Annotated in this window: 16 protein-coding genes and 1 riboswitch; of the genes, 11 read left to right on the forward strand and 5 right to left on the reverse strand. The window is 55.5% G+C overall.

The window, feature by feature from the left end; translation table 11 throughout:
- Positions 1 to 9: 9 nt before the first annotated feature.
- Positions 10 to 1,653, forward strand: coding sequence for a RagB/SusD family nutrient uptake outer membrane protein (locus NQ495_RS07950; protein ID WP_009133477.1), 1,644 nt, complete (start codon positions 10 to 12; stop codon positions 1,651 to 1,653).
- A gap of 624 nt (positions 1,654 to 2,277) precedes the next feature.
- Here the strand turns inward: NQ495_RS07950 and NQ495_RS07955 are convergent.
- Together NQ495_RS07955 and NQ495_RS07960 are read right to left on the reverse strand one after the other, a co-directional pair.
- Complete coding sequence (locus NQ495_RS07955; protein ID WP_009133476.1) at positions 2,278 to 3,894, reverse strand: RagB/SusD family nutrient uptake outer membrane protein; 1,617 nt, start codon at positions 3,892 to 3,894, stop codon at positions 2,278 to 2,280.
- Between the two features lie 26 nt (positions 3,895 to 3,920).
- Positions 3,921 to 7,418 (reverse strand): SusC/RagA family TonB-linked outer membrane protein, encoded by a 3,498-nt coding sequence (locus tag NQ495_RS07960; RefSeq protein WP_187118316.1) that lies wholly within the window; start codon positions 7,416 to 7,418, stop codon positions 3,921 to 3,923.
- 904 nt (positions 7,419 to 8,322) lie between these two features.
- On the opposite strand from NQ495_RS07960, the gene NQ495_RS07965 reads away from it, so the two are divergent.
- Both NQ495_RS07965 and NQ495_RS07970 read left to right on the forward strand, forming a co-directional pair.
- Entirely contained in the window at positions 8,323 to 9,882 is a 1,560-nt protein-coding gene (locus NQ495_RS07965) for a right-handed parallel beta-helix repeat-containing protein (protein WP_232208885.1), read from the forward strand.
- A gap of 138 nt (positions 9,883 to 10,020) precedes the next feature.
- Positions 10,021 to 12,159 (forward strand): heparinase II/III domain-containing protein, encoded by a 2,139-nt coding sequence (locus NQ495_RS07970; RefSeq protein ID WP_009133472.1) that lies wholly within the window; start codon positions 10,021 to 10,023, stop codon positions 12,157 to 12,159.
- Between the two features lie 75 nt (positions 12,160 to 12,234).
- Here NQ495_RS07970 and NQ495_RS07975 read toward each other — a convergent pair whose 3' ends face one another.
- From NQ495_RS07975 to NQ495_RS07985, 3 genes are all read right to left on the reverse strand, one after another.
- Positions 12,235 to 12,408 (reverse strand): histone H1, encoded by a 174-nt coding sequence (locus NQ495_RS07975; protein WP_009133471.1) that lies wholly within the window; start codon positions 12,406 to 12,408, stop codon positions 12,235 to 12,237.
- A 244-nt stretch (positions 12,409 to 12,652) separates the two neighbouring features.
- On the reverse strand, positions 12,653 to 13,384 hold the full coding sequence (locus tag NQ495_RS07980) for a ComF family protein (RefSeq protein ID WP_009133470.1): 732 nt from the start codon (positions 13,382 to 13,384) through the stop codon (positions 12,653 to 12,655).
- Between the two features lie 520 nt (positions 13,385 to 13,904).
- Positions 13,905 to 14,798 carry a YitT family protein gene (locus tag NQ495_RS07985; RefSeq protein ID WP_009133469.1) on the reverse strand — a complete coding sequence of 298 codons (894 nt, stop codon included), beginning with the start codon at positions 14,796 to 14,798 and terminating at the stop codon, positions 13,905 to 13,907.
- A gap of 163 nt (positions 14,799 to 14,961) precedes the next feature.
- Here NQ495_RS07985 and priA point away from each other — a divergent pair, with 163 nt between their 5' ends.
- The 8 genes from priA to rdgB all read left to right on the forward strand — a co-directional run bounded on the left by priA (position 14,962) and on the right by rdgB (position 26,595).
- Complete coding sequence (gene priA, locus NQ495_RS07990; RefSeq protein ID WP_040294389.1) at positions 14,962 to 17,355, forward strand: replication restart helicase PriA; 2,394 nt, start codon at positions 14,962 to 14,964, stop codon at positions 17,353 to 17,355.
- A gap of 186 nt (positions 17,356 to 17,541) precedes the next feature.
- Positions 17,542 to 19,581, forward strand: coding sequence for a methionine--tRNA ligase (gene metG / locus NQ495_RS07995; protein WP_009133467.1), 2,040 nt, complete (start codon positions 17,542 to 17,544; stop codon positions 19,579 to 19,581).
- A 159-nt stretch (positions 19,582 to 19,740) separates the two neighbouring features.
- Positions 19,741 to 20,766, forward strand: a complete 1,026-nt coding sequence (locus NQ495_RS08000) for a branched-chain amino acid aminotransferase (RefSeq protein WP_009133466.1) — start codon at positions 19,741 to 19,743, stop codon at positions 20,764 to 20,766.
- Between the two features lie 268 nt (positions 20,767 to 21,034).
- Positions 21,035 to 21,229: riboswitch (cobalamin riboswitch) on the forward strand.
- 352 nt (positions 21,230 to 21,581) lie between these two features.
- Complete coding sequence (locus NQ495_RS08005; protein ID WP_009133465.1) at positions 21,582 to 23,405, forward strand: FimB/Mfa2 family fimbrial subunit; 1,824 nt, start codon at positions 21,582 to 21,584, stop codon at positions 23,403 to 23,405.
- A gap of 106 nt (positions 23,406 to 23,511) precedes the next feature.
- A complete protein-coding gene (locus NQ495_RS08010) occupies positions 23,512 to 24,237 on the forward strand; it encodes a hypothetical protein (RefSeq protein ID WP_009133464.1) in 726 nt (241 codons plus the stop codon).
- A gap of 122 nt (positions 24,238 to 24,359) precedes the next feature.
- Positions 24,360 to 25,130 (forward strand): hypothetical protein, encoded by a 771-nt coding sequence (locus tag NQ495_RS08015; protein WP_009133463.1) that lies wholly within the window; start codon positions 24,360 to 24,362, stop codon positions 25,128 to 25,130.
- Positions 25,131 to 25,168: 38 nt separating this feature from the next.
- Positions 25,169 to 26,014, forward strand: a complete 846-nt coding sequence (locus NQ495_RS08020) for an HAD family hydrolase (protein WP_009133462.1) — start codon at positions 25,169 to 25,171, stop codon at positions 26,012 to 26,014.
- Positions 26,011 to 26,595 (forward strand): RdgB/HAM1 family non-canonical purine NTP pyrophosphatase, encoded by a 585-nt coding sequence (gene rdgB, locus NQ495_RS08025; protein WP_009133461.1) that lies wholly within the window; start codon positions 26,011 to 26,013, stop codon positions 26,593 to 26,595. The genes NQ495_RS08020 and rdgB overlap by 4 nt, the downstream gene beginning before the upstream one ends.
- Positions 26,596 to 26,597: the final 2 nt, after the last annotated feature.

Raw genomic sequence — 26,597 nt, forward strand, 5'->3', positions numbered from 1 at the left:
TTACGAATTATGAAAAAATACTTGATAGCACTTTCCGCGCTGGCCTTCGCGACCACGTCGTGTTATGAGAAACTGAATATCGCTCCGCCCAACGCCATCTCCAACGAACAGGTGCAGGAGTTGCTGAAAACGGCGGACGATGAAACGATCGAAACCATCCTGGGGGCGATCGCCAACACGCTGAAACCCGAGATGTACGGCAGCGGATACAATTTCCGCTACTCCGGTAACCTCGACGGAACCTGGAGCGGACAGTTCATCGCCCGCCTCAGTTGCGGTAACGATATCGTAAAAGGTAACTGGCAAAACCCTGGGGATGACTATTACAACGGTGAAAACATCACTGGAGAAACCAATGCCAACAACCCGAGTTGGTGGCACCGGGCTTTCAGAATGACCACGACCGCCAACAAAGCGGCCACCATGATCAACGAAGAGCTGATTGCGGAAAACCCGAGCAATCTGTTAAAAAAGTACCTGGGAGGGATCTATGTTATCCGTGCATTCGGGTATCTCTATGCCCAGGAGACCTTCGGGACCAACAGCCTGGGTATGCCGATCTATACGAAATACGATATCAGTCAGCCGGCAGTGGCCCGTGCTTCGGCCAAAGAGACCCTCGACTCGGTAATCCGGTGGGCTACCCGCGCGGATGCACTCTTCGAAGCTGCCGGAGTCGGTTTCAAAGCGACGCCGGCCAGTGACCTGACCCGCGGCCTGACCAATTACGTCATCGCCCGTGCCGCGCTGCTGGCTGTCGAGGCCGAAGGGGCGAATGCAAGCACCTATTTCGCAACGGCATCGGCCGCCTGCGACAAGATGTTGGGTGCAGGAGCGTCTCTGATGACCGAAGAGCAATATGTACAAAAGCAGTCCGGCGTTACGACGATCGAAGGGGCCGACTATCCTGTCTGGAAAGCTGCGACCAGCGGTTTCATGAACTTCGAGCTGAACCCTGAAGCGCTTTACGGTTTCGGCTGGCAGTACGGCGGCGGCGGGCAGATCGTTACCTATGCCAATACATGGGGTGGTTCGTACCGTATTGACGACCGGCTTTACAACAAGATCGATCCGAACGACTACCGCAAGGATAACTTCCATCCGCAGATTCCGGCCGACTTCCCGACGATCTCTTATGCAGGTGCCAGCTCGTTTATCGACGGAGGTACCAGTGAAGTTCCGACTTACTGGACTTCGAAATTCACGAACAACGTAGGTCTCGGCGGAGAAGTCGGCAACTCGAATGTAACCGTACGCAACCGTGTTGACTACGCTTTTATCCGTTTGTCCGAGATTTACCTGATGAAGGCTGAAATTCAAGCCCGTACCGGAGATGAAGGAGGGGCGAAAAATACGCTGAACACGTTGCTGAACGCCCGTACCAAAGCCGGAGCTACTCCGCTGACCTGCGACAACTATCAGGGCATGAGTGGACTGAGCGCTCTGCAGATGGTGCAGCTCCAGTCCCGCATCGAACTGTGGGGTGAAGGTGGCCTCGAGTGGTTCAACAACCGCCGCTGGAACATTCCGGTGAACCGTCAGGGTTCTACGGTACACTGGAATCCTGCGATGACCTATCCGGTTTCACAGATGACCATGAAGATTCCTTCGGAGGAGATTTCATCGAACCCGAACTGTCAGCAAAATCCTTGATCCGTTTACAGAACTGTAGCGGGATCGTGAAAGGAGGGGTGTGGGAGAGCCAACAGTTTGTTGTTGACCTCTCCGGACACGGTCCTGCCACAGATCTGTATTAACGAGATCAACTCCAATTTACACCCTTAACACTTTTTACAACAAATTTTGCCTAACCTTTTTTACTTCTCAAATAATTAATAGGTTAGATTAATCAGTTTCACAGCTGGCCAGGGCAGAACCGCAAGTTCCGCCCTGGTTTTGTATTATAACCCTAAGCTATGTCAGCAGGCATATCTAATACAAATTCACTGATTATTAAATTAATGTATACTTTGCTATTCTCGTTTAAAAACGAGGAGATGATAAAATTTTAAATTTCCTACAAACCGGGAACAGATATCGAGTGCAGGTAAAACAACAATACAAAAACCAAGGCGGAACTTGCGGTTCCGCCCTGGCCAGCTGTGAAACTGATTAATCTAACCTATTAATTATTTGAGAAGTAAAAAAGGTTAGGCAAAATTTGTTGTAAAAGGTGTTACTGTTTTAAGTCCTGTAGCAGGATCGTGCAGGAGACGTTAACAACAACTGTTGGCTCTCCCACGCCCTCCTTGCACGATCCCAGCCACAGTCCTTTGATTAATCCAGTACAAGATTAGGATTGGTATTGATTTCCTGCATCGGAATGCTCATGGTCATTTGCGATACGGAGAACTGCATGGCAGGATTCCAATGGTTCGCAGAACCCTGGCGGTTCACCGGAATGTTCCAGCGGTGGTTGTTGAACCACTCGAGGCCACTCTCACCCCACATCTCGATACGGGTCTGCAACTGAACCTTCTGCAATTCCGTCGTCACGTCCGACGGATAAGGATAGGTGGCAGCCGTATACCTTCCGTTCGTACGCTCCTGAATCAGCGGATCCAAAGCGGCATTCGCACTGCCACCCTGTTGTGCCAAAGCTTCGGCTTTCATCAGGATCACCTCCGATACGCGGAACATGCAGTAGTCGATGTTCAAGGAGGTGCTCGACGCGGTTTCGACCGTCTGGCCGATACCGACGTTGGCCGCGAATTTCACGTTCATATACGGTCCCATCTGATACGTCGTACCGTCGTTGATCTTATTCAGGGGAGTGGTATACGATCCCCAAACATCCTTGTGGAAATTATCCTTACGGTAGTCTCCTTCGGCAATCTTGTCATACAACCGGGTGTCGATGCTGGCGATATTCGGAGTTGCCAGGTTGTTCGTCCAGTAGCTTGCCGAGCCGTAAGCTTTGTTGTTGTAAGGATAACCCAGAATTACTTCGGGGTTCTGCTGCAGGCAGGTAAATCCTTTGTGCTCGGCAAAGTAAGCAACGTAATCGGCGCCAGATGGAGCTTCGTTGACACCCACGTACTGCGACTCATTCATCAGCGTCGGGTAAGCGGCCAGAATCTCGTCGCAGGCACTGATCACGGTCGCCCAATCACCGGCGCACAGGGCCGCACGTGCCAGTACGAAATTGGCAACGCCCAGGTCGATATCGGTCGGATCGTCTTTGGTGTAACCCACCTGCGCGTCCTTAAGCAGCTTAACGCCGTCTTTCGCCCAGGTCAGGATCGAATCGTAAGTTTCCTTGGCCGAAGAACGCGCCACCGGAGGATTGTTGATGCTGTACTTGGTATAGATGGACAACCCGAGTTTCGAACTGCCACCGTTGGTGTACGAGTCAACATAACACTCCATCAGGTAGTTGTATGCATACGCCCGCATCACCTGGCCCCAGCCTTTGTACTTGCGGAGCGTAAGCGAAGCATTTTCATTCAACAGCTCGTCGGTCAGGTAATTCATAACCTTGTTCGTGCTGGTAATGAGGCTGTAGCCGCGAGTCCAGTAAGCTGAAGAGACTTCCTCGGAAGCACCGTTCAGGTTGATACCCGCATAGAGGTTACCGTGGTCACCGCTCGGAGCCGTATAATCGGAAGCGCTCGTTACCAAGTCGTTACCGGTTATATTGCGGCAAAGGAGCTGTGCCTGGTAGTTGTAGAAATATTGGTTGTTGAACGTGGTATAACCGCCGCCTTTGAAGAGGGTCGGGATGTTATCGGCCATACCTCCCAATATCGTCACCACAGTCGCTTCGTCCGCTGTTTTCAGCAGTGCCTGTACCTGTTCATCGGTAATGGCGTTGGGGGGAGCGATATTCAGTTTTTCGTAACACGAGGTCGTGGCAAGGCCTACCAACGAAAGTGCTATCAGATATTTTTTCATAATTCTCTCGTTTTTATCACTCTATTTTAGAAAGTTATGTTAACACCCAGCGAGCAGGTGCGCATCTGAGGATAACCCATAGCGCCAACCTCCATACCACCGACCAAAGACTGACGAGGATCGATACCTGACTTGCTGGTAATCAGCCACATATTATCCAACGAGGCGTATACGCGGATACCGCCGATACCGATTTTGTCCATCCATTTCTGCGGGAAGTTATAGCCCACGGTAATGTTTTTCACACTCAGGTAAGAAGCATCGAACAGCGACATGTCGGTGTAAGCCCAGCTGCCGATCGATGCGCCGTAAGTATAGCTGTCACCGTTCGGATTGGCATACATCATCATCGGGTATTTCGCACTGGTATTGGTCGCGGTCCAGGTATTGTTTCTCAAATCTTCCGAAACCAAATAGCCGGGGGTCGTATCATCGTAGTAATACAGCGCATAGCTATTGCTGAAGAATTTACCGCCGATCTGGAATGCGAAAGTAGCCGAGAAGTCGAGGTCTTTCCAACGGAAAGAGGTATTGAAACCGCCGATAAGTTTCGGAGTAGCGTCGCCGATCTCCTGCCGGGTGGCCAGCGAGTGGTTCGTGGTGTATACCATATTGCCCTCTTTCAGTTCCCCCACATAGTGCGATGCGCGCAGTGCCTCGATATTCTCCGAAGTTACCGTCGAAGAGATCAGCGGCAGACCGGTAGCCTGGTCAACGCCGCCGTACAGATACTGGTAGACGTTGTAATAGGGTTTACCCACGCCGCGCAGGTAGAACGCACCGTTACTGATCGTACCGGTACCGGCTGCAGTCCAGCCGTCGGGATTGGCTTCCCACATACCGTTCAGTTTGTCCGAACCGGTGCCTTCGGGCACTTTCGTCAGGATCGTCTTATAGTGCGCCCCGTTTACACCGAACGACCAAAGGATGTCCGGTGTTTTGATGATATCCACACCCAGTTCGAATTCGAAACCGCGCGTGCGCAACTCGGCCGAGTTCGCAGCGATCGAAGACTGACCGGTAGCGGCATAGTTCGTCGGTGCGTTCCAGATCATATCGGTGGTATTGGTCTGATACCAGTCCAAAGTACCGTAGAAACGGTCCCACAGACGGAAATCCAAACCTACGTCGACGGTCTTTTTCTTCTCCCAGGTCAGAGCGGCAGCCGCACTACCCTGCGAGATTTTCCAACCGTCGGGTTTAAAACTGCCCGGGGTGCTGTTACCCGTTGAGCCGTAGCTCCAGGTCAGGTAGCCTGCATAACGGCCGATACCGTTCTGGTTGCCGATCACACCGTAGTCGGCACGAAGTTTCAGGTCGGTCAGCCAGGTAGCATCTGCGAGCCAAGATTCCGAAGAGAGACGCCATGCGCCGCCCACGCTCCAGAACACGCCCCAACGGTCGTCGTTGTAGCGGAATTTCGAAGAACCGTCGGCACGAATGGAAGCCGTTACATAGTACTTGTTATCGAAGTTGTAATTTGCGCGGGCGAAGTAACCCTCGAGGGCCTCTTGGTCCTCGCCGCCGCCACCACCTGAGAAGGGGCTATCGCCACCGTTGAGCCACAGGAAGTTGGCAAACGTGTCAAACCCGTTGATCAGTGAATACGCGCTTTTGAAGTTCAGCGAAGAAGAGCGGTTCCAGTTGAACTCGTGACCGATCAGGGCGTCTACGTGGTGTTTTCCGTAATCGTGTGCCCAAGTCAGCAATTGCTGGCTGTTGATGTTCATGTAGTCGCTGTAGTTACGACCCATCGTACCGCCGTAAGACTTGGAAGCTCCGGTTTCCTTGTTGGCATAGCGTTCGCGCATCGCAAAAGTTTCATCCACGGCGATATTAGCACGGAACGTGAAATCTTTCAGGAATTTGGCTTCTACATAACCGCTCATGTTCAAGTCGTTGTAGATCGTTTGATCCTTATCGTCCTGAAGCTGCTGGATCAGGTTGTAACCGTTGGCCGGATAACGCGCATTGACGTATCCCAGCGGAGAGTACTGTTGCCCGTTGTTTCCGACAAAGATTTTTTCGCCGGTCTTTTCATCGTACATCAACGCACCGTTCTCGTCGCGCTGCCACATCTGGGCCAAGGCGTTCCGGGCATAGAGCCAATAAAAGACGTTCTGTACGGTCGTACCCGGGTTACGTCCCCAACGGGTAGCCATCGATTGCTGGGCACGACGGCTGTAAGCAATATTTACACCGGCTTTCAACCATTTATTAATCTGCGTATTGACATTGGAACGCAAGTTATAGCGGTTGAATTTAGACGAAACGAAATAAGAGGGATCGGACAGGTAGCCGGCTGAAATGAAATAGTCGGTTTTGTCGGTCGCACCGCTGACGGTAACGTTATACTCCTGGCGGAAAGATTTTTGGAAAACGGCGTCTTCCCAGTCGTCATTATACATCAGGGTGGCGTTCGGATTGAGCTTGCCATCGGTTCCTACCAGGAAAATATTCTTCAAAGTAGAGCTGGCATTGGATCCGGAGCCGGTTTTGATCAGGTTCTCTTCTGCGGTCAGGCCCGGAACGTTGTACAGCAACCAGTTGCTCATCGGGTTTTTGCCGTCAAACTTCGTTGTGCTTCCGGTGTAGTTGAACAGGTGCTGGCTGGCGAAGAGGGCTGCCTCTTCGTGAGTCATGTTCGGATTCTGCACATTGGTCGTGTAGTTCTGATTGCTGCCATAGCGAGCCGAATTGTAAATCGCCTGCCAGGCATTCTCATAAATATCAGCAGGGCTGTCCATCAGTTCTGCCTGATTGCTGCCGATCATGTTCATACCCCACTTACCTTCGAAAGTAACCCGGGCTTTGCCCTGCTGGCCGCGCTTGGTCGTTACCATCACGACGCCGTTGGCGCCGCGCGAACCCCACAGGGCTGTCGAAGCGGCATCCTTCAGAACGGTGATCGATTCCACATCCTTCGGGTTCAGGGTTGCCAGTACATTGGAGTTTGTATTGGGCACCCCATCGATTACGATCAACGCATTCGCATTGTTCTGGCTGGCAGTACCGATACCGCGGATACGGATACCCATATCGGTACCAGGCTGGCCGTCGACCGAAGATACCTGCAGACCCGGGATAGAGCCTTCCAGGGCTTTGGACAGCGTCGAGTTAGACTGTGAGCTGATCAGTTTCGAGTCGATCGAGCTGACTGAACCCGTCAGGTCTTTTTTCTTCGCGGTACCGAAAGCCTGAACAACGACTTCCTCCAAGCCCATCGCATCGTCTTCGAGGGTGACGTTAATGGTAGTGCTGCCACCTGCGGTAACCGTCACGGACTTCGTGCCCAGGAAGGAGTATTTGATCTTGCTCCCTTGGTTGGCTTTGATGGTGTAGTCACCGTCAAGGCCCGTCGAAGTACCTACGGTGGTACCCACCACTTCCACGCTGGCGCCGATGATCGGTTGCCCGTCACTGCCCTTCACCACGCCGGAGTAAGTCCGCTCCTGCGCCTGAACCAGCGTCATGCTTAATGCTGTGATACACAGCACTAAAAACAATCGTAGAGTTCCTTTCATAATTAATTGTTTAAGGTTAATAAAAAGGTATACGCCGATTAAACCACTATGTAACAAGCTGTTATACAGTGTCTTGTGTGTTTTAATCGTTCGTTTAAAACGGTCTGTTTTTGGCGTGACTAAAAGTGTTATTATTCGGGCTTAAAATGCTATTTTTAAAAAAGGTTTTTATGGCCGATCCCATCTCTTTCGGAATCTATTTTTGATACTGAAGGATGATGGCTATTTCCGGTTCGGCCGGATGGTTTGGAGGGTGTTTTTTGGAGCGGGTAGGGAGGTGGTTTCAGGAATTGGTGTATCTTTGTCTGCAAAACCTGAAATTGACAGTGATGATGCGATTGTTGACTTTTTTTCTCTGCTGCTGGATCAGCAGTAGCGTTTGGGCGGCCGACCGGGTGGTATGTGTAACCCGTGACCGGGCCGAGGCACCTCAAGGCGCCGTAATTGCCTCTACGTTGCAAAAGGGAATTGTGTTGGCCGGGAAGTACAAGCAGAAAGGCGACGATGTAACGTTGCTTGTGGCTGGAGGTACTTATCGGCTTGACAAAACGCTGGAGATGACAGCCAGGGAGTTGGGGTTGACCGCCGGCAGTTTGGTTGTGCGTCCGTTGGACGGCGCGAAAGTGATTTTTTACGGAGGGGTGGAGATTCCTGTGCAATATATCGAACAGGCTCCCGCTTCGGAAAGCCGCATCCGTCCCGAGATGCGTGGTAAAATCGTCAAAGTGGATCTGCGCAAGGCGGGAATCACTGCGCTCGGCGAGTTGCGGAATTCCGGTTTTTCGCGCCCGGCAGTCCCGGCGTGGACCGAAGTGTTTGTGAACGATCAGGTCCAGAAACTTTCCCGATGGCCCAACGATACGATGGCCCTGATGGGGGAAGTCGTTGAGACCGGCTCGGTGAAATGGATAATAGGGGCGGTACATTCCGGTATTTCGGCGACCGGCCTTCGCAATGGAAGAGCGGGGATCCGAAATGGATTGCGGGTTATTTCGCATGGGGCTATGCCGACGACATGGTGCGTATAGCCCAGATCGATACGACCGATAAGACCATTAAACTCGACGAAGCGGTGATGTACGGCCTGATCTCCGGCGCCGATTACAATCGCTGGTATGTAGTGAACCTGCTCGAAGAGGTGGATGTGCCGGGCGAGTATTACATCGACTATCCGAACATGACTCTTTGGTTGTATCCGTCCGAGAAGATCGAAAAATTGTCGTTGTCGCTGCTGGCCGAACCGATGCTGGCGTTGGAAGGGGTGAAAAATGTCGAGGTGCAGCATATCGACTTCGAGTGCTCGCGGGGCATGGGTGTCTATATGGAGCGTACCGAGAATGTCATATTGCGCGGTTGCCGTTTCCATAATCTCGGTGCGACAGCCGTTTGTATCGGCAAAGGGGTCAAACCTTACGACCAGTATGCCCATACCGGCGAGACGAACATTCCGGTTTCACGGATGATCGGCAACCTGGCCCAATATATTTATAAGAATCCGGTATTCGACCGGGAGGCAGGCCGTAACAATGGCATCGTGGATTGTGTGATCGAAGAGGTCGGTGCAGGCGGCATCAACATGGGCGGCGGTAACCGGATTACACTGGAACCCGGGGGCAATTACGTGCAGAACTGTCGGATTTCACGCTACAACCGCGTTGAAAAATCATACCGTCCGGCAATCCAGTTGACAGGTGCGGGCAATCGGGTGTCGAATTGTGAAATTTTCGATGCGCCGTCGTCGGCTATCCTCATCCAGGGTAATGACCACCTGGTCGAATATTGCGATATCCATAACGTCTGCAACGAGATCGATGACCTCGGGGCGGTGTATTACGGCCGTGACCAAAGTGAGCAGGGCAACAAGTTGATGTTTAACTATGTGCATGACCTGAGTGCCAAACACCGCGTGACCGGGTTCTACCATGACGATGGGGCGTGCGGGATGTATGTCTACGGGAATATCCTTTACAAAGCCGGTTTACAGCCGGTATTATTGGGGGGAGGCTCGGACAACCATTATAAAAATAATATCTTTATTGGTACGCCTTACGGCCTCTATGTCGATAACCGTCTGGAGAACTGGGCGAAAGGGACGATTGATATTATCAAGGAGCGGCTGGAGATGGTTAACTACGAGAGCGGTCCGTTCAAAGAAAAGTATCCGTGGGCAGCGAACTATGTCAGCGAAGGGATTGCCACTCCGAAGCGCAACGTAGCGGAGCGCAACCTTTTCTACGATATTTCGAAACTGCTGATTTGTCCCGGCGAACGGCCCTACGAGCGTGCGTACATGGAGATGTACGACAACTGGATTACCTGGAGCGGCAAGGGTTTCGACGAACCCGGATTCGTGGATGAAAAAAACGGAAACTGGAACCTGAAGCCCGATGCGGCCATCTTCAAATATATTCCCGGTTTCGAGGCGATTCCGGTCGACAAGATCGGATGTACGTTGCCCAAATAGAACGATGGAGTAGCGAGGGGACTTGAAGGGGCGCGCGGACAATTTTCGTGCGCCTCTTTCGGCAGGGGATGCCGTTACCCGGATGCTGCGCTGTTGATGGTGTTGAATTCCTAAACTTTAAATAACTAACTGGAAACGATGAAGAAAAAACTATGGACCTGGGCGGCCGCCGTCCTGATGCTTCCGCTGGTTGTGGACGGTTCCACGAATCATTCTGTGAATTATGCCGGAGAGGCAGCCGGAAATATCGCCGGAAACGGCGTCAGTCGTGCAGCTGGCAAACGTACCGCCGGTCCGGTATCCGTTCAGCCCGATTATCTGGAAATCTGCCGGGGAATCTTACAGCAGAAGCTGGAGCATCCCTACCTGGTCTTTACCAACGAGAGCAAGAAAGAGATTCTCGAACGGGTCAGGACCGATCCGTTCGCTGCCGAAGTGATGGCGTTGCTCAAGCATTACGGGGAGCGTTCTATGCTGACGACCGTCGAGCCGGAGCTGACGATCAACGATCCGGCGGCGCGTTACACCGAGACCAATCCCTACCTCGATTACCAGATGTTCTACCTGAACGGAGCCTACAACCTCGCATTCCTGTACCAGATGACCGGGGAGCAGGCGTATGCCGACCGGGCGTTCTATTTCGTCAACAAGCTTTGCGCGATGGATACCTGGGTACAGAGCGCACACTATTTCGAAATCATCTATCCGAGGGTGTGGCCTTACGGGGTCCCCGACGATCAGGTGTCGTTCTCTTACGATATTTCCGTAGCCGACTGCGCCTATGTCGTGGGCCTGGTTTACGACTGGCTCTACCCGGCGCTCGCCAAACCGCAGCGTGACCGTATCCGCGGTGCCCTGCTCGAAAAGGCGATCACGCGCGTCAGGGGGAACTACGAGTACCAGTGGTGGGCGACGGCCTATAAATGCAACTGGTCGGGGATCTGTCATTCGGGTGTGGGTATGGCGGCCCTGGCGCTGCTGACCGAAGAGCCGCGCCTGATCGATGTACTGGCCCGCAGTTGCGAAGGGGTCGCCGGGATGTTTGCGCATCTGGGTGCCGACAACGGCTGGGGCGAGGGCCGTGGGTATGCCGGGTACGGATTGGGGCAGTCGATCTATTTCATGGATGCGATTAAAAAGGTGTCGGGCGGGAAGATCGACCTGTTCGACACCGAAGGATTGAAGCATCCGGCCGATTTCGCGCTGTTCGGACTGACCGGCAGTTTCAACGACGGCGAGGCGGCCGGCCCGATCGGAACGTCGTACCATTATAATAAACTGGTAGAAGAGTCGCAGGATCCGACCGCGATGTACTACCTCGAGACCTATCTGAACGGAGATCGCCGCGCTAAAAATATGTGGGAACTGATCTGGCCGCGTCCTACCGATATCCCTGCCGTGAAGCCCGGCGAGGCTTCGAAATATTTTCCCAGCATCGACTGGGCTTTTATGCGCCGCGATTTTTCGGACAGCTGTATGCAGGTGGCGGCGAAATGCGCTCTGGCCGACGACCCGCACCATGGACACCTCGATGCCGGGTCCGTCAACCTGACCTGGATGGGAGACACGTTCGTCGGCGAAGTGCCCCAGCGCTACTACGACCAATATTTTTTCAACGAAATGCGCTGGGATTACCTCTATGTCAAGAGCTCGGGGCACAATACGGTAATTGTCGACGGCGAGGAGCAGGTTTCGGGCAAGCATAAGGACCAACCCTGGCAGCCTGGCGTGGGCGGCCGGATCGAGAAGTTCGTCACCGGACCCGCATTCGACTATGTGGTGATGGATGCGACGAAGGCCTATCCGGGTGAGAAACTCAAATCGTGGAAGCGTACCGTGATCCTTGACAAACAGACCGACGCGGTGTTGGTGCTCGACCGGGTGGGATGTGCCAAAGGGGCGAAGATCGAGGTGCTGTTTCATCCGCTGGTCGATGCAACCGTTCACGACGGGGAATCAGTTACGCTGACTGGGAAACATGCGTCCGTCGACATGCAGACGCTTAGCGAAGCCCCTTACTGGACGACGCTCGAGAAGCAGATGAGCTTCCGTATCGTGAAGAACGATCCGGTTCAGTATCATCCCTGTCTGTACACGACGCTAACGGCTCCCTCGGAGATGAATGTGATCGGGACGGTCTTTTATCCGTCGGCCCGGAAAGCTGCGGGGGCCGTCTATACCCTGGAGCGCAGCGGCAAGGTACCGGTGATCGCCTGCACGGCCGGAGGGGTTACTACGCGTTATGCGGTTGCGGAAGACGGCGTGACCCGTTTATAAAAGAAGACTCCGCGCAAAAGTAAAAGCCGACCCGTAAGGGCCGGCTTTTTTGGGAGGAAATATCGGATGAAACGATTATTTCGAAGCCTCTACAGATGCCTTTCTGAAATCCTTCATCAGCTTGCTCAACTCCAGAGCGGCCTTGCGTGCGCGGGTACCTGCGGCTTTGTTATTTTTTTCTACCTGGGCTTTAGCATTTTCAGTAAACAGGGCGATCTGCTCGTTGATCTGTTCGATTAATTTCTGCATGGTATTAAGTATTAAGGATTAATAATTCTGGGCTAAAAGTACGTCGCTTTAGCTGAATCTCCAAATTAATTAGCTTTTTTTTACGCTAAGACACGCATTTTATCTGCTTCTGGAGCTTATTGAGCCGGATAGTATACTTCGTTTTTTGTCATTTCGGGATGCCGGCATAATAGCGGAGTTTTTACGCTAAGTACCGCGTCGGGAGATCCCGCCCCGGGTCGTAGGATGCGGCGGAATGCCCGGTTCAGAGTCCGCCCCCGCTGTGACGGCCGAACAGCTCGTGAGCCGATACGGCCAACGTACAGACGCTGATACGGCAGGAAGGGCATGCGTGTAGGATGGTTTCCGCGCACGAGATCAGCGTAGCGCCCGTCGTCAGCACATCGTCGACCAGCAGGATGTGGCGTCCGTCCAACGCTTCGGGGTGCCTGACGGAAAAGATGTTTTTTACGTTATCCCAACGTTCGTCGCGTACGCGGGTCGAAGCTTGCGAACGGTTGTGGCGGCTGCGTACCACATTTCCCGTGCAGAGCGGTTTGCCCAATCCGCATGCGATTCCCTCGGCGAGGTATTCCGCCTGGTTGTAGCCGCGCCTCAGCCGCCGCATGGAGTGCAACGGTACGGGAACAACCGCATCCACGCTGTCGTACAGGCCGCTTTCATGCAATGCGTCGCCCATGAGCGAACCCAATTTCCGGCTGATTTCCCATTGGCCCCGGTACTTGAACGAGTGGATCATGTCGCGGTAACGGCTGTGGGAGACGAAGAAAAGCCACGAAGAGGCTTCGGCGACGGGAAGCAGGCCGCCGAACTTGCGGTATACGGGATTGTCGTGCACGCCGCAATAGCCCGTCAGCGGCATGTCCCACCGGCAGTGCGGACAAAGCAGGTACGACCCGTCGGGCAGTACGTTGCCGCAGGCGGCACACCGTTCGGGAAAGAACAGCCGGAAAATTTCAGTGAAGTAACCGGGCACGGTAGGATAAGGTTGTTTGGATTGCCGGATATAATAATAAGAATAACGATGCACTCCACCCGTTCTGCGAAGAGAATTTTACTTTCAAAGTTCCATACAGCAGGCCATTTTGCAACGATACACCCCAGGCGGGGGCATCGTTGAGATGAGCAGTATAGGGTACACCAATACAATACCCGTTCTAAGCGGTGTACGTATTGCCTTGATGAATAAAACTCTCTTCGCTGAAACAAAGATAGGAAAAGATTCCCTGATTCTGCCGGATGGCGGGAATTTTGCCGCTACCGTGCGCCCGCATCATGCCGGTTCGTGTGGACGCTTGCAAAACCTGCGGGTACCCCCAACGGATCGTAATACCGAAATATCCGACCGGATGTCCAACCGAAAGGCATTCCCGGCTGAACTGTCTATGTTATAAATGATTACCCGGCAAAAAACGGTAGCCAGGCCCCCAAAACAGGTAGGATGCTTCGGATCCGAACCGGCCCGGGAACGCTATCCCGCGACATTTCTCCGGAGGCTATTTTTTCAACGCCTCGAAGCCCAGCCCGTATACCCCCATCACGCTGCCGAAGGTCATAAATGCGTTGGGATCGACCTCTTTGATGACTTGGAAAAGGATGTTCGATTCGTTTTTGCGGCAGACCACCATTACCAATTTTAAAGGTTTTTTGCTGTACCAGCCCTGTCCGTCGATCAGCGTCACGCCGCGGTGCATCGCGTCGTAGATGCGCGAGGCGATCTCTTCCCATTTCTGCGAGACGATCAGGATTTGCGTGGACTGGCGGTTGCCGGCCATCACCGCATCGATCGTATAACCGAAGGTGGCGACCATCACGAAACCGTAGATTGCGGCCGAAACTTCACCGAGGACGAAAATCGAACAGCCGATGGTGATCATGTCGATCGTCATCAGGATCCGGCCGTAGCTGATCGTCTTGTATTTATTGATGATCATCGCGATAATGTCCATGCCGCCCGAGTTGCCGCCCTGCATGAAACAGATGCTGACTCCTGCGCCGGCCACTGCGCCGCCGAGGATTGCCGAAAGCATCTTATCGTTAGCCAGGCCGAGCAGGTCGCTGGGCAGCACGCCCTGCAGGAAGCCGAGCGAAGCCGAAAGGAACAGGATCGCATAAACCGTTTTGGCTCCGACCCGCAGGCTGATCAGCAGCGAACCGAGCAGTACGAACAGGCCGTTGATTACCAGGAATGTGATACCCAGCGGTACGCCGCCGTTCGGGCCTCCGGTCCCGTAGTAGATCAGCAGTCCCACCCCGTTCACGCCGCCGCCCATCACTTCGGCGGGCATCAGGATGCATATCCAGGCGAAGGCGTACATCAGCAGTCCCACCGAGATGAGGAAATACTCTTTGAAAGTTCTCAGAACGGACTGTCTATCCAGTTGTTTCATAACGTAAAAGCCGATTCGGTTTGCGGGGACAAATATCAGCAAGATTTTTCAAAACGGCAATGGTTTGTAACAGAATTTAACAGCCGGGATTGATAAAAAATGGGCTATCTTTGTCCGATCCGGGCAGGAAACTGTCCCGTGCCGTTTTTTGACGTTGAAGCTCATGCGATATGCCGATGTAATACTTCCGCTGGCCACCCCGCCGATGACGTTCGCGGTGGACGAAGCGATGCGTCCCGGCCTGAGGACGGGCATGCGGGTGATGGTACAGCTCGGTGCGCGGAAGTTTTACGCCGGAATCGTCAGCCGGTTGCATGACGAACCGCCGGCGTACAAAACTATTAAACCCATCGTCCGGATCGTCGATGAGCGCGAAGCGGCCACGCCCGAACAGCTGCGGCTGTGGGAGTGGATCAGCTCTTATTATATGTGTCCCCCGGGAATGGTGATGCGTGCGGCGCTGCCGGCCAAACTCAAACTCGACGGTTACTCCGAGGACGAGACGCTGCGCAGTGGCTACCGGGCGCCTCTCGTGCCGTACATCGGCCTGCATCCGGCTGTCGGCAGCGAGGAGCAGTTGCATGTCGCGCTCGATTCGCTGTCGCGTGCGCGTACCCAGCATCGTGCGGTAGTGGAATACCTGGCCCGCGCGGGATTTTTGCCCGGGGAAGAGGATGATTCTCGATCCCCTGAGGCGTCTCCGGCAGCGCAATACCCCGCAGGAGATCTTCCGGACGGGGAGATTCCGGTTGGAACGCCGGGGAAAGGCGGATTCGCTTTCGGCGAGGCTCCGCTGGTTCCCCGGGCGGCGCTGGGTGTTTCGTCCGCTGTGATCCGGGCGCTGGTCGAACGCGGGATTTTCCGGCAGGTCGATCTGGAGCGGCAGCCGGGCGGGGAGGATTCTTTTGCCGTAGAGGGTGCCGTGATCGCTCCGCTGCCGGTGCTGACCGACTCCCAGCAGCAGGCGTATGAGGCGATCCGCAGCGGATTTGCCGGGAAGGAGGTGGTGTTGCTGCACGGGGTGACGGGCAGCGGCAAGACGGAAATTTATATTCATTTGATGGCCGAAAGGCTCGCCGCAGGCGGCAATGTCCTTTACATGCTTCCCGAGATTGCGCTGACGGCCCAGTTGATCGAGCGGATGCGCGGTTATTTCGGCGATAGGGTGGTCGTTTATCATTCGCGTCTCAGCGACAACCGCCGGGCCGAAGTCTACCGCGAACTGCTCGCTTCGCAGGGCGGGCGGCTGGTCGTCGGCGTGCGCTCGTCGGTCTTGCTGCCGTTGCCGCACCTGTCGCTGGTTGTCGTGGATGAGGAGCATGAGAACAGCTTCAAGCAGGCCGACAGCGCGCCGCGCTATCAGGCCCGCGATACGGCGGTCGTGCTGGCGGGACTCTGCGGAGCCAAAACATTGCTCGGCAGTGCGACGCCGTCGATGGAGTCTTACTACAATGCGCTTTGCGGCAAATATGTATTGGTGGCGCTCACGGAACGTTACAGCGGCGTATCGCTGCCGCAGGTGCTGCTGTCCGATACCTTGCGGGCTGCCCGGCGCGGCGAGAAACGCTCCCATTTCAATAAACTGCTGCTCGACCGCATAGAGGAGGCCCTCGTGCGGGGGCGGCAGGTGATGCTGTTCCAGAACCGGCGCGGGTTTTCCCCGTTCGTCGAGTGCGGAAACTGCGGCTGGACCGCCTCGTGTCCCGATTGTAACGTGACGCTGACCTACCACAAAAGCGACGGTTCTCTGCGCTGTCACTACTGCGGCTACCACACGCCGCTGCCGCCGCGCTGTCCCTCCTGCGGAGCCGACGACCTGCAACCGCGCGGGTTCGGCACCGAAAAGATCGAAGAGGCGCTCGCAGAAATCTTCCCGGATGCGGTGATCGACCGGCTCGATGCCGACACTTCGCGCACGGCGCATGGCTACCGGCGCATTATTTCGGCTTTTGAACGCGGCCAAACCGATATCCTGATCGGCACCCAGATGATTACCAAGGGTTTTGATTTCGGGAATGTGTCTCTGGTCGGGATCCTCAATGCCGATAATCTGCTGAACTATCCCGACTTCCGGGCGGGAGAGCGTGCTTTCCAACTGATGATGCAGGTCGGGGGGCGAGCCGGGCGGCGCAGCGAGCAGGGTACCGTCGTGATCCAGACCGGGCAGCCGTCGCATCCGGTGCTCGCGCAGGTGTGCAGCGGGGATTACGAGGCGATGGCCCGCATGCAGCTCGCCGAGCGGCAGTCGTTCCTCTATCCCCCCTATTGCAGACTGATCTCGCTGACGTTGCGGCACCGCGATAGGACTTTGCTTTGGGAAGCGGCAAACCGGTTCGGCGACAGCCTTCGCCGCGTGTTCGGCCGCCGCCTGCTCGGGCCCGAGGCGCCTCCTGTAGATCGTATCCGTGGACAATACCTCGTCCGTTTCCTGCTCAAAATCGAAAAACAGAGTTCGGCGGCCGAAGCGAAACGACTGCTTGCAGGACTGTTCGATACGCTGCACCGCGACAAGGCTTACCGGGCCGTCGAGCTGATTCCCGATGTCGATCCGCAGTGATGCGGATTGTCCTTTGCATTTTGGGCATTGTAGAAATTTCGGGGTGGTTTATTGTGTTTTCCCGCTGAAAAACGTACCTTCGCAAGGTTAACTTCGCCCGTTCTAACCGGGCGCCCGAGCTTGTTCCTTATGTGCCCGCAGGAGAGGGTAAAGCGGCAGGCTCCAATATTTTAGCTGATCCTTACGATGAAGAAATTCAAACGCTACCTGGTTACTTCGGCGCTTCCGTACGCCAACGGTCCCGTACATATCGGCCACCTGGCCGGAGTCTATATTCCTTCGGACATCTATACGCGTTACCTGCGCCTGCGGGGCGAGGATGTCATTTCGGTTTGCGGATCGGACGAACACGGCGTACCCATTACGATAAAGGCCCGCCAGGAGGGGGTTTCCCCGCAGGATATCGTCGACAAGTACCACGGCATTATCAAGGAGTCGTTCCGCCGTTTGGGCATGTCGTTCGACATCTATTCGCGCACCACGTCCCCCACGCACCACAAGACCGCATCGGACTTTTTCCGGAAGCTTTACGACGACGGTAAATTTATCGAGCAGACTTCGCAGCAATATTACGATGAGGAGGCGGGACAGTTCCTCGCCGACCGCTATATCGTCGGCACCTGCCCGCATTGCCAGAACGAACGCGCCTACGGCGACCAGTGTGAAAAGTGCGGCAGTACGCTCAACGCCACCGACCTGATCGGTCCCAAAAGCGCGATCACCGGGTCGACGCCCGTGCTGCGCGAAACGAAGCACTGGTTCTTGCCGCTGGACCGGTACGAAGAGTTCCTGCGCAAATGGATTCTCGATGGCCATAAGGAGTGGAAGAGTAACGTATACGGCCAGTGTAAGAGTTGGCTCGATCTGGGCCTGCAGCCGCGGGCGGTGAGCCGCGACCTGGATTGGGGGATTCCGGTTCCGGTCGAAGGGGCCGACGGCAAGGTGCTGTATGTCTGGTTCGATGCGCCGATCGGATATATCTCGGCTACGAAAGAGCTGACTCCCGACTGGGAAAAGTACTGGAAGGACGAGGATACGAAGATGGTACACTTCATCGGCAAGGACAACATTGTATTCCACTGCATCGTCTTCCCGTCGATGCTGCGTGCGCACGGGGGGTACATCCTGCCCGAAAACGTTCCAGCCAACGAGTTCCTGAACCTCGAGGGCGACAAGATTTCGACTTCGCGCAACTGGGCCGTCTGGCTCCACGAATACCTAGAAGAGTTCCCCGGCAAGGAGGACGTGTTGCGCTACGTGCTTTGCGCCAATGCTCCCGAGACGAAAGACAACGACTTCACGTGGAAGGATTTCCAGGCCCGCAACAACAACGAACTGGTGGCCGTGCTGGGCAACTTCGTGAACCGTGCGTTGGTGTTGACACAGAAATATTACGGCGGGGCCGTTCCCCCTGCAGGCGAACTGACCGCTTACGACCGGGAGACGGTCGCCGAAATTCCGGTTATCAAAAAATCGCTCGAAGAGAATATCGAGAACTACCGTTTCCGCGAAGCGCTCAAGGATGCGATGAACCTCGCGCGTCTCGGCAACAAGTACCTCGCCGACAGCGAACCGTGGAAACTGGTCAAGACCGATCCCGAACGTGTGAAGACGATCCTGAACGTCGCGTTGCAGATCACGGCGAACATTGCCGTTGCCATCGAGCCGTTTATGCCGTTCACTGCGGAAAAAGTGCTGAAACTGCTCCAAATCGGCAAGCCGGGTTGGGATGAACTCGGCAGTACCGCACTGCTTGAGGCAGGGCATGTGATTGGGACGCCTGAGTTGCTGTTCGAAAAGATCGAAGACAGCGTGATCGAGGCGCAGCTCGAAAAGCTGGCCACTACCAAACAGGCCAACCTTGCCGCCGAAATGGGCAAGGAGGTGACGCCGCAGAAAGAGGTCGTCTCGTTCGACGATTTCGGCAAGATGGATATCCGCGTGGTGACGATCAAAGAGGCCGAGAAGATCGCGAAGACCAAGAAGCTGTTGAAGCTGACGATCGATACCGGTATCGATACCCGGACGATCGTGTCCGGCATTGCTGAATATTACACGCCCGAGGAGCTGGTGGGACGGCAGGTGCTCGTATTGGTCAACCTCGAACCGCGCGAACTGAAAGGCGTCCTTTCGCAGGGTATGATCCTGATGGGGCAGGACGCCACCGGCAAGCTGGTATTGCTCTCGCCGACCGACAAAGTGGGCAGCGGAACGATCGTGGGCTGATTTTCTGTCGTGTTTCGTAGGAATGTGTATAACGTTCTTTGGTTTAAGATATGGGAAGCATCGTTGAGATGCAGAATAGCCGGTGCATGGGTTATGACGGTATGTACGACGGATATTCTTCGCAAGATCATTTTTCGCGTTTTGTAAAACAATGATATTATGGCAACAACTGTAGACTTGGATTGGAAAAATCTCTCCTTCGGTTATCTGAAGACCGATTACAACATACGCAGCTACTTCCGTAACGGCGCATGGACGACCCCCGAAATGACCTCGGACGAGACGGTAAACCTGCACATGGCCGCTACCGGCCTGCATTACGGGCAGGAGGCGTTCGAAGGGCTTAAGGCTTTCCGCGGCGTGGACGGCCAGGTGCGCATCTTCCGTGCCGACGAGAACGGCAAACGCCTTGCGTCTTCGGCCGAATACCTGCGCATGGCGGTGCCCCCGCTCGAACTGTTCATCGATATGGTCAAGCAGGTGGTGAAGGCCAACGAGCGCTTTATCCCGCCTTACGGCACGGGCGCATCGCTGTACATCCGTCCGGTGCTTTTCGGCAGTGGGCCGCAGGTGGGTGTGAAGCCGGCGGACGAGTACCTGTTGATTATTTTCGTTACGCCGGTGGGCCCTTACTACAAAGAGGGCTTCAACCCGATCCGGGTGATCATCGACCGCGACCACGACCGTGCCGCACCGCTGGGGACGGGACATATCAAAGCGGGCGGTAATTACGGCGCGAGCCTCATTTCGTCGGAAGAGGCGCACGACAAAGGTTATCCGAGCGTGCTGTACCTCGACGCGAAGGAGAAAAAACACATCGATGAGTGCGGGGCTGCGAATTTCTTCGGTATCCGTGACGGTCGTTACATTACGCCCAAATCCCATTCGGTACTGCCGTCGATTACGAACATGAGCCTGATGACGCTGGCGGCCGATCTGGGTCTGAAGGTGGAGTCACGTCCCGTTGAGGCCGAAGAGCTTTCGACTTTCAGCGAAGCGGGTGCCTGCGGTACCGCCGCCGTTATTTCGCCGATCGGCAGTATTTACGATCCCGAGACGAACCACACTTACACTTACAACAACGGCGAACCGGGCGAGTGGAGCAAGAAGCTTTACCACAAGCTGCGTGCGATCCAGTACGGCGAGGAGCCCGACACGCACGGCTGGAACCTGGTTCTGGAATAGTCCGGATCTTTTTCCCGCATCGTCCCGGCAAGGGGTGCGGAGCAGGAGGAATCCGAAAACAGATATGTTGCGGCGCACCGGAAAGGTGCGCCGTTTTTTTTGTCCGTTGCGACGAGAAGCGGGAGCGGTTTCGGGTGTTATTTTTGCCGTTGCCTTGGCCAGGACCTGCGGGGCGATACCGCACGCGGGTTGCGAATGGCATGTTCGCTTTTACGCTCCCGTTGGAATTCTCCCCGGGGAAAGCTATCTTTGTTTTTGTAAAGTTCTTTCTGTTTTGTACCGTTGCAGTTTCCACTTGTTGGAATTAATAGGGAACCGTGTGAAATTCACGGGCTGTTGCGCAACTGTAAGCACATCGAAGGCGTTTGTCATTTATCTCCACTGTCCGCAGGGCTGTTTCGGGGACGGGAAGGAGGACAGGCGCTGTGCGAGCCAGGAGACCTGCTGTAACGGAGTGACAACGCTTTCGCATTAAAAGGTTGTGTCAATCCGTCTGCCGCCGCCCGTCGGGAGACGGGCCTGCTACATTTCCCTTAATGGTGAGTGTTGTGACGTTTGAGAAAGGCTTTTAACTTAATTGTCAAACTATTCAAGTTAAAAGTATGCAAACACACAACCGGAGCGATCCTCCAACTATCCCCGTCGTGCCGTTACATGACGGGCCGTCTTGTCCGTATCCGTACCGGCGTTTTTGCGCTTTCGGCGGCGGGTACGTTTCCGTTTCCCGTCTGGCTCCTGCCGGTATCCCGTCCGGTTTTATTGGCCGGGTTTCGCCTTTGTTTTATTACAACTTACTCACTTAAATCAGATTGAAGATGAAACAGATTTTTCGATATTTCCTGCTGGGGCTCGGTGCCGCAGTCGGCCTGTCCGCCTGCAACAAAGAGGGCGGCGCGGCACCCGATGCCACGTCGTTGCACGTGGATTTCCACGTCATGACCGACCTGAACGTCGTGAAGTCGGCGGCGCTCTCCGACGAAAATAAGGTGACTGCGATCGACCTTTTTGCATTCGATGCCGCGAGCGGACTGCTGGAGGTAATGCAACGCGACATTCCCGCGACGGCTCCGTCGGACGCCGGTGTGGCTGGAGAGAAAAAAGTGGGCGACGTGTCGCTCTCTTTCGGTAAGGGGGGAGCAAAAAAAATCCTGGCTATCGCCAACACTGCCGCCAACCGCGTCGAACTACCCGCTTCGCTCGAGGCGGGTGTCACTACTTATGCGCAGATGCTCGAATCGGTCGTCAGGCTGCCCGAGGGCAACGGAGCGCCCTCTTCTCCGTTCGTGATGACGGGTTATGCGAACGATGTGCAGACCGGGACGGGTTCCGTAACGGTTTCGCTCTGCCGCAAAGTGGCCCGGTTCGACATCGTCAACCAGACGCCGGGAGACGCGTCCGAAGGATTGGTCGTTTCGAAGCTGCAATTGCAGAGCGTGCCTGCGCACGCTTACCTGTTCAAAGATGGCTACAATGCATCCGAAGCTGATGCACGGGTCGATTATCCGGCCGCGATTCCTTCGACGCCGGGCATTGATGCCACCTATTATGTGTTACCTGTGCCCGAAGCCGAAAAGATGCAGCTTTTGGTGGAGGGAACGCTGCACGGCGAAGCATTCGCCCAAACGCTCGACATCCAGCCGCAGGATGTTTCGGGTACTCCCCAGGGGGTCAAGCCCAACTACCGCTACACCGTCAAGCTCGACGGCAAGAGCAAGGAGGTTCAGCTGTCCGTTACGGTGAGCACCGTCGAGGAGTGGACGCCGGGCGGCGATATCTCCGGAACGATTACCGGGGGCGGTTCCACGGGAGGCGATATAACCTTTAACGGCCTGAAGTGGATGGACCGCAACCTGGGTGCGACGACGGCCGATTTCCGGACCGACTGGGACGGCGGTATCGGCAGTTTTTACCAATGGGGACGCAATACCGCTTTCGCGGCCACCGGATTTACCACCGTGTCGGGGCCGCTCTCGGGCCTCGACGAGGCGAACAGCGATGTCAACAAAGATAAGTTTATCGCGGGAGGTTTTAAGGACTGGCTTTCGTCTTCGGATAACGGCTTGTGGCAGACCCCTGAATCGCAGCCTTGTCCCGAGGGGTACCGCATGCCGACGAATGCGGAACTGCAGGGCATTTTCCCGGCTTCTGGCGTGCTTTTCAATATGCGTTCGATGACCGTCAAAACGGGTGAGGCCGTTGCCGGAGGTAGTATGACGGCACATTATTGGGGCGACAATGGCGCGAAAACCCTTTACGGTATCAAAAATCAAGGTACGGCTTCGGCCTGTTATATGAAATGGGAGTACCTGACTACCGGAGCCGGCAAGTCTTACCTGCGCATCAGTCGCTGGCCGGCCGATGCGGCGGCGACCTTTACCGATAAAGATCTGAACACGGTAAAAGGGGAGTTCGCGGCGATGCCTGCGGCGACCGAAGTGTTCGAACTTCCTGGTGCGGGCTATATTACCGGCAGCAACGGAACTTACAGCAATCCGCCTACCGGGGGTTTTTACTGGTCTTCATCGCTGGATGGTAGTGGTAAAGTGTACCGTGCGGAGATTCAAGAGGGACATGTGAATATGACCGAGCCGTATGCGAGCCGGGCCAGCGGCCATTCGATCCGCTGTGTGCGCCAGTAAACGCGATTCTTCAACGGGCGACCGGCAGGCTGTGAAAGTCTGCCGGTTTTTTTGCGGACAATCCGGCCGATCCGTCTATCTTTGTATAAAGGTAGCATCATCGGGTATGGACTCTATTGATCAGTATATCGAAAAACCGGAAGGGGAAAGCGACCTCGGCCCGAATGCCGACGGTATGGGCGTCATCTCTTCGGTGCCGTTTGCCGAGGAAGCGTTCGTGCGCAAGGTCGGGAAGCGGGATAGGAAAAAGCCGGCGATCTTTGACGGCGGGGGAGGTGATGGCGGAACGGCCGGGGATTTCCGGGTTTTGTTGGCTGCACCGCTGGAGAAGGGTTTTTCCGGCCGGTTGTGCGAATGGGTGCTCGGGCACGACGGCTGGCGGGCGGCGCTGCAGCTGGCGCACGATCCCGATCCGCGTGTGGCGTTCCGTGCCTCGGCTGCGCTCGAGTATGCCTATTTTGCCAATCCGGACGGGTTGCGACCCTATCAGGAACAGTTCCTTGCCAACTTCCTGACGGCGGCGAGTACGAGCGCGCAGCGCCATTATGCGAAGGTGCTCGAAAACCTGATACGCTCCGGCCGGATTACGCTTTCGTCCGCCCAGATGCAGCAGGTCGCCGAGGCCGCCTTCGACCGGATGATCGATTCCCGTGCGCGGCCCGCGGTCAAAGTGTGGTCGATGGAGATTTTATTCCTCCTTGCCCCTGCGTTGCCGTGGGTCGACGAGCAGCTCGAGGAGAGCGTGCGCATGCTGATGGATGCAGGCTCCCCGGCCCTCGACGCACACGGTGCCCGCCTTTGCCGGAAGATCGGCAAACGGCGGGGACGGTGAAATTTCGCGGCGGGCGCCCTTGCATCATTGCGTCAGGTTTTGTTTCTTTGTACATGCATTCTCCCGGGAGGGGCGCCCTCCGACGACGGTAGTAAACAATGGTTAAATGTAAGTTGTTAAAGATGAAATCGTATCTGTTTTTGACGGGATGTTTCGTTATGCTGCTGATGATGGGTTCCTGTTCACGGCAGGAGAGTCTGAAGATCGGCAGGAACAACAGAATCTTCGGGAAAATTCCGGCTCTCTGCGCCGCTGAGGCCGGTGCGAGGACACGGTTGATCGCCGCTGACAAAGAGACGCTCGATCCGGACAAGCGGGTCAGGTATGCGGCTACCCGAATTTCAATCGCGCAGAGCGTCGAGAAACGGCTGGCCGAAGAGATGGAAAAGGTAGAAGGGCGCCAAGTGCCTTGTGAGGCGCTTCCGCAGGCCGGGTATGAGGTTGCGGGGGCGACGGTAGCCGGCTGGGATTATCCTTCCCGTACGCTCCGCATTGCGCTCCGGGTAACGCCCGCCTCGGGTGCGGTGACGGCGGCCGATACCGTTTGCTACCTGAAAAGCGTGGACGGCGACGGTGCGATGCTGGATTTCGGTGCGGTCAGGCTGGCGGCGGCCGAGGAGCAGTTTGCAGAGGCGCTTCTCGAAGGGGATTACGGATGCATGCTCGCAGATTCGACACGCAGCGACAACCCCGATTTTACCGCTTTTTCCAAACTCGTGGTGATCCCTGCGGATGAATACCGGCGCCTCGAGTCCGAACGGCTCGCTGCCCGGGAAGCTGAGGAGGCCCGTAAACAGGCTGAACTCGAACACGCCGCGAAAGCATACAATGTACTTCCGGATACCCCGGTCAAACCCGGTGAGATTCCGGGGCTGCCGTTCAAGACCAAATAATTTGGGATAGCGCCCGGTTCATCGTTAAAATTACCGTTATGGCACAACACGAGCAACGGCCCATCGTGGCACTCATTTACGATTTCGACGGCACCCTGTCGCCGGGCAATATGCAGGAGTACGACTTCATCCCTGCGGTGGGCAAGAGCAACCGCGAGTTCTGGGAGGAGAGCAACGAGACCGCGCGCGAGCAGGACGGCGATCCGATTCTCGCTTATATGTACCGCATGCTGCACGAGGCGAAAAGTTCCGGCAAGTCGCTGCGCTACGAAGCTTTCGTGCAGTCGGGCGCGCGTATTGGGCTGTACGACGGAGTGCGCGAATGGTTTTCGCGGATCAATGCCTACGGTGCATCGAAAGGGCTTGAAATCCATCATTTTATCAACTCGTCCGGCCTGCGCGAAATGATCGAAGGCACCCCGATCGCGCACGAATTCCGTAAGATTTACGCCTGCTCGTTCCTTTACGATGTGGATGGGGTGGCCTACTGGCCTGCCGTCGCGGTCAACTATACGAATAAAACCCAGTTTATTTTCAAGATCAACAAGGGGATCGAGAGCGTTTACGACAGCCACCGCATCAACGAGTATATCGAGGAGGAGGAGCGGCCCGTGCCGTTCCGTCGTATGATCTATTTCGGCGACGGAACCACCGACATTCCCTGTATGCGGCTGGTCAAGCAGCAGGGAGGACACTCGATCGCCGTTTACAATCCCTCTTCGGAGCGCAACCGCCAGACGAGCGAGCGGCTGTTGCACGACCAGCGGGTCAATTACGTCTGCCCGGCCGACTACCGGGTGGACCGCCCGATCGACCGCCTCGTGCACGCGATTATCGACCGGATCGCCTCCGATGAGAACCTACGTAAATTCTATATGAAATGAAGATAGTTTTCGCCACTCACAACCGGCACAAGGTTGAGGAGGTGCAGGCCGTGCTGGGGCCTTCTTTCCAGCTCGTGACCGCTGCCGAGGCGGGGATTACCGCAGAGATTCCCGAGACGCAGCCCACCATCGAGGGCAATGCGTCGCAAAAAGCGCGTTATGTCTATGAACATACCGGACTGAACTGCTTCGCCGACGATACGGGCCTCGAAGTCGAGGCGCTGGACGGTGCCCCGGGTGTCTATTCGGCACGCTATGCGGGCGAGCATGTCAGTTACGGTGACAACAATGCGCTGTTGCTCAAGAATCTAGATGGTAAATCCAATCGCCGGGCCCGTTTCCGTACGGTGATTTCACTGATTGTCGACGGGCGGGAGCACCTGTTCGAAGGGACGGTCGAAGGGGTAATCGCCGCCGAACCGCACGGCGACGGCGGTTTCGGTTACGACCCGCTTTTCATTCCCGACGGTTATACGACCACCTTCGCGGAGATGTCTCCCGGGGCGAAAAACGGGATCAGCCACCGCGGCCGTGCCGTAGCGAAGCTGGCCGCTTTCCTGCGCGGGGAGGAGGCCCGTTAGCG

Source organism: Alistipes indistinctus YIT 12060 (genome assembly GCF_025144995.1).
In the GTDB taxonomy this organism is placed as follows: Bacteria; Bacteroidota; Bacteroidia; order Bacteroidales; family Rikenellaceae; genus Alistipes_A; species Alistipes_A indistinctus.

What these genes read in the sequence shown, in the direction of transcription:
- priA (WP_040294389.1), top strand. Translation starts at nt 14,962, where the DNA reads ATGCGATATGCCGATGTAATACTTCCGCTGGCCACCCCGCCGATGACG.
- NQ495_RS07950 (WP_009133477.1), top strand. Translation starts at nt 10, where the DNA reads ATGAAAAAATACTTGATAGCACTTTCCGCGCTGGCCTTCGCGACCACG.
- NQ495_RS08015 (WP_009133463.1), top strand. Translation starts at nt 24,360, where the DNA reads ATGAAATCGTATCTGTTTTTGACGGGATGTTTCGTTATGCTGCTGATG.
- NQ495_RS08000 (WP_009133466.1), top strand. Translation starts at nt 19,741, where the DNA reads ATGGCAACAACTGTAGACTTGGATTGGAAAAATCTCTCCTTCGGTTAT.
- NQ495_RS07955 (WP_009133476.1), bottom strand. Translation starts at nt 3,894, where the DNA reads ATGAAAAAATATCTGATAGCACTTTCGTTGGTAGGCCTTGCCACGACC.
- NQ495_RS07965 (WP_232208885.1), top strand. Translation starts at nt 8,323, where the DNA reads ATGGATAATAGGGGCGGTACATTCCGGTATTTCGGCGACCGGCCTTCG.
- NQ495_RS08005 (WP_009133465.1), top strand. Translation starts at nt 21,582, where the DNA reads ATGAAACAGATTTTTCGATATTTCCTGCTGGGGCTCGGTGCCGCAGTC.
- metG (WP_009133467.1), top strand. Translation starts at nt 17,542, where the DNA reads ATGAAGAAATTCAAACGCTACCTGGTTACTTCGGCGCTTCCGTACGCC.
- NQ495_RS07960 (WP_187118316.1), bottom strand. Translation starts at nt 7,418, where the DNA reads ATGAAAGGAACTCTACGATTGTTTTTAGTGCTGTGTATCACAGCATTA.
- NQ495_RS07970 (WP_009133472.1), top strand. Translation starts at nt 10,021, where the DNA reads ATGAAGAAAAAACTATGGACCTGGGCGGCCGCCGTCCTGATGCTTCCG.
- NQ495_RS07975 (WP_009133471.1), bottom strand. Translation starts at nt 12,408, where the DNA reads ATGCAGAAATTAATCGAACAGATCAACGAGCAGATCGCCCTGTTTACT.
- NQ495_RS08010 (WP_009133464.1), top strand. Translation starts at nt 23,512, where the DNA reads ATGGACTCTATTGATCAGTATATCGAAAAACCGGAAGGGGAAAGCGAC.
- NQ495_RS08020 (WP_009133462.1), top strand. Translation starts at nt 25,169, where the DNA reads ATGGCACAACACGAGCAACGGCCCATCGTGGCACTCATTTACGATTTC.
- NQ495_RS07985 (WP_009133469.1), bottom strand. Translation starts at nt 14,798, where the DNA reads ATGAAACAACTGGATAGACAGTCCGTTCTGAGAACTTTCAAAGAGTAT.
- rdgB (WP_009133461.1), top strand. Translation starts at nt 26,011, where the DNA reads ATGAAGATAGTTTTCGCCACTCACAACCGGCACAAGGTTGAGGAGGTG.